Consider the following 3,564-nt stretch of genomic DNA (forward strand, 5'->3'; position numbering starts at 1 on the left):
GGAGCATTCGTTCAAGTGGCCAGCACAGACGCCAACACCGACGCCGGCACCAGGACCGGCGGCCCCGCCGCGTCCGGTCCCTCCATCGTCCCGCAGGGCCCCGCCAGGCTCACGCTGATCGCGGTCACCGTCGCGGTGCTCGCGCAGACGCTGCGGTTCTCGCTGCCGCAGCTCGACCGCTTCGCCGACCAGACCGGCACCGCGTTCGCGGCCGTCGGCGTGCTGGTCGTGTTCATCGCCGGGTTCGCGGCGCCGCTGATCCGCCGCGTGGCCGGCCCGCGCGGCCTGCTGCTCGCCGCGGTCGGCGGGCTGTTCGCCGTCCGGCTGCTCGCGCAGGCCGTCGACCCGCGCACCTGGCTGGCCTTCGCGGGCGCCGCGATCGGCATGATCGCCGTCGCGGCGCTGTACGAGGGCGCCCGCGGCCTGTCCGGGGTCGGCTTCGCGACCGCCACGGTCGCCGGCCTGTCGGCCGACGCCGCCGTGCGGATGTGCTTCGCCACCTGGGACCCGGCGTGGCGCGACGGCGTCGGCCCGTGGCTGGTCTGCCTGGCCTTCGTCGGACTCGGCGCCGCCGCGCTCTACCGGCAGTCCGGCGCCGGGCCGGTCGCCGCGCCCGGCCTCTCCTGGCGGGACGCGCTGGGCGCGGCCGCGTTCGGGCCGTTCCTGGCGCTGCAGATCCTCATCCTGTCCAGCCCCGCGTTCGTGGCGTCGTCCGGCTGGCAGTCGCTGACCGCCGCGCACATCACGATCGTCGCCGGGCAGGGCCTCGCGCTGGCGTTCCTCGCCTCCGGCCTCGCCGTCCGGGCCGTGCCGGGCGGCGTGTGCGTGCTCGGCGGTACCCTGCTCGGGGTCGGCGCGGGCGCCGTCGCCGGGACGTACGCGATCTCCGGCATCGAGGTCGTGCCCGTCGTGATCCTCGGGCAGGTGCTGTCGGCGTGGCTGCTGGCCGTGGCGTGCCGGGCGCCGCTGCGGCGCGCCGGGTCCGGCGGCCCGGTCTGGCGGGTGGACGTCGGCGCCGCGCTCGGCGGCCTGCTGATCGCCGCGATCCTGGTCCCGTACCAGATCAGCGCGCTCTCGCCGCTGCCGTTCCCGAACAACCTGCTGCCCGGCGCCGCCGGGATCGCGCTCGGCGCGCTCGCCGCCATCGCCGCCGCCCGCGGCGGGCCGCTGCCCGCCCGCGCGCCGCTGCGGGCCCTCACCGCCGGAGCCGCCGCGCTCGTCCTGCTGGCCGGCACCCTGGTGTTCACCGTGGCCGCCCCGGACGGCGAGCCCCCGGCGCCGCCCGTGCCCGGCCATGTGCGGGTGCTCAGCTACAACATCCACGACGCGGTCGACCAGTCGGGCCGCCTCGACCCGGAGGGCATCGCCCAGGTCATCGAGGAGCAGCGCGCCCAGGTCGTCCTGCTGCAGGAGACCGGCCGCGGATCGCTGCTGTCGGGCACCGCCGACGTCGGCGTGTGGCTGTCGCGGCGCCTCGGCATGAAGCTGGTCTGGGGCCCGGCGGCCGACGGGCAGTTCGGCAACGCGATCCTGACGTCGCTGCCGGTGCGCAGCTCCGGCACGGGCCGGTGGCCGCGCGGCGACTGGTCGCAGATCCGCGGGTACGTGTGGGCGCGGCTCGGCGTCGGGGACACCACGATGGACGTGTGGTCGACGCACCTGGAGGGCGGCGAGGGCCGGGCCGACGAGCGGGCCCGCTCGATCGCGGCGCTGCTGCGGGCCTGGGGCGGCGCGCCCCGCACGCTGATCGGCGGCGACTTCAACGCCGGGCCGGACAGCCCCGAACTGGCCGCGATGACCGACGGCACCGACCTGCGCAGCACGGTGATCGGCAACGACTCGTCCCCGACCAGGGCCGACGGCGAGCACGTCGACTGGATCTTCGGATCGGACGGCATCCTCGTCACCGAGTACGAGGTGCCGGTGTCGGACGCCTCCGACCACTATCCGGTCGCGGTCACCGTCCGGATCGGCCGCTGAGCGGACCGCCGGGGCTCTGCGCCGCTAGGGTCGTGCCATGAGCGAACCGACGGTCGAGCGGGCCGGTCCCCAGGACGCCGGCGAGATCCTGACCGTCCAGCGCGCCGCCTACGTCGCGGAGGCGCAGCTGTACGGCGACCCGTTCATCTCCCCGCTGGTCGAGTCGGCCGAGCAGCTCCGCAGGGTGCTGTCGGGCGACGCGGTGGTGCTCAAGGCGGTGCTGGACGGCCGGCTCGTCGGCGCGGTCCGCGCCCAGTTCAGCGAGCACACCTGCCTGGTCGGGCGGCTCGTCGTCGTCCCCGACCTCCAGGGCCGCGGCATCGGGCGGCGGCTCCTCGCGGCCATGGAGGACGAGGTGACCGGGCGCGCCGACGCGTGCGTGCTGTTCACCGGCCACCTCAGCGAGGCCAACCTGCGCCTGTCCCGCCGCGCCGGCTACACCGAGACCCACCGCGAGCGGGTCGCCGCGCACCTGACCTTCGTCCACATGCGCAAACCCCTGGTCCCCGCCGGAACGGTGTGACCACTAGGGTGAGCCCGTGCTGAAAGTGGGACTCACCGGCGGGATCGGGTCGGGCAAGAGCGAGGTGTCCGCGCGGCTCGCCGCACGCGGCGCCCTGGTCATCGACGCCGACAAGATCGCCCGGGAGGTGGTCGAACCCGGCACCCCCGGCCTCGCCGCCGTCGTGGCGGAGTTCGGCGACGAGGTGCTGCTCCCCTCCGGCGGCCTGGACCGCGAGAAGGTCGGCCGGATCGTCTTCAGCGACCCCGGCCGCCTCGCCGCGCTGAACGCGATCGTCCACCCGCTCGTCGGGGAGCGGATGCAGGAGCTGATGGACGCCGCCCCCGCCGGCGCGGTCGTCGTCTACGACGTCCCCCTCCTGGCGGAGAACGGCCTGGCCCCCATGTACGACGAGGTCGTCGTGGTCGACGCCCCCGAGGACGTCCAGCTCGACCGTCTCGTCGCCCGCCGCGGCATGACCGAGGAAGACGCCCGAGCGCGCATGGCGAACCAGGCGAGCCGCGAAGACCGCCGCGCCGTGGCCACCCACGTCATCGACAACTCCACCACCCTCGACGCCCTCGACACCCAGGTGGACGCCCTCTGGAAGGCCCTCGCCGCCCGCGCCGCCCAATGATCGTGACGTAGGCCGGGCGACCGGCGGCGCACGGCCTTCCCTGTGACTAACGGAGACCGACCGACAGCGGAGTGTCGGTCTCGTGTGGCATGCTGGGACACCAATCCGGTGATCATGCGGAGGAAGGGCGATTACCGACGTGGCCTCCATGCCCCTCGACAGGACCGTTCACGCCGACCCTCCGGTGGAGGACGACCCCGAACTGAGCCTCCTCAGTCCGGAGGTCAGGCAGCAGTTGAACTCGTTGAGCGCGGAGCTGCGGCCGGGTCTCGTCAGGATTCTGGTGCTGTTCGCGAAGATGCACGTCCGCATGGACGAGATGGACAGGAATCTGGCGGTCCTGGCCGCCGGGTCGGAAGGCGCGGCCCGGTAGCGGCTCGTGCAGGGCGGTGCCCCCGGACCCCTGTCCGGGGGCACCGGCATGTCAGAAGGGGGTGTCGAGGGG

Annotated in this window: 4 protein-coding genes; all 4 read left to right on the forward strand. The window is 74.7% G+C overall.

Annotated features, from left to right (window positions below; all coding sequences use genetic code 11):
• The first annotated feature begins 15 nt into the window (after positions 1-15).
• The 4 genes from E1281_RS38480 to E1281_RS38495 all read left to right on the forward strand — a co-directional run bounded on the left by E1281_RS38480 (position 16) and on the right by E1281_RS38495 (position 3,492).
• Positions 16-1,980, forward strand: coding sequence for an endonuclease/exonuclease/phosphatase family protein (locus tag E1281_RS38480; RefSeq protein WP_131884624.1), 1,965 nt, complete (start codon positions 16-18; stop codon positions 1,978-1,980).
• Positions 1,981-2,017: 37 nt separating this feature from the next.
• Complete coding sequence (locus tag E1281_RS38485; RefSeq protein WP_131884625.1) at positions 2,018-2,503, forward strand: GNAT family N-acetyltransferase; 486 nt, start codon at positions 2,018-2,020, stop codon at positions 2,501-2,503.
• A 16-nt stretch (positions 2,504-2,519) separates the two neighbouring features.
• Positions 2,520-3,119 (forward strand): dephospho-CoA kinase, encoded by a 600-nt coding sequence (coaE, locus tag E1281_RS38490; protein WP_131884626.1) that lies wholly within the window; start codon positions 2,520-2,522, stop codon positions 3,117-3,119.
• 148 nt (positions 3,120-3,267) lie between these two features.
• A complete protein-coding gene (locus E1281_RS38495) occupies positions 3,268-3,492 on the forward strand; it encodes a hypothetical protein (protein WP_131884627.1) in 225 nt (74 codons plus the stop codon).
• Positions 3,493-3,564 lie beyond the last annotated feature (72 nt).

Source organism: Actinomadura sp. KC345 (genome assembly GCF_004348515.1).
Taxonomy (GTDB): Bacteria; Actinomycetota; Actinomycetes; order Streptosporangiales; family Streptosporangiaceae; genus Spirillospora.

Bases quoted from the DNA above. Each gene is read 5' to 3' on its own strand.
- E1281_RS38495 (WP_131884627.1), top strand. From the start codon at position 3,268: ATGCCCCTCGACAGGACCGTTCACGCCGACCCTCCGGTGGAGGACGAC.
- E1281_RS38485 (WP_131884625.1), top strand. From the start codon at position 2,018: ATGAGCGAACCGACGGTCGAGCGGGCCGGTCCCCAGGACGCCGGCGAG.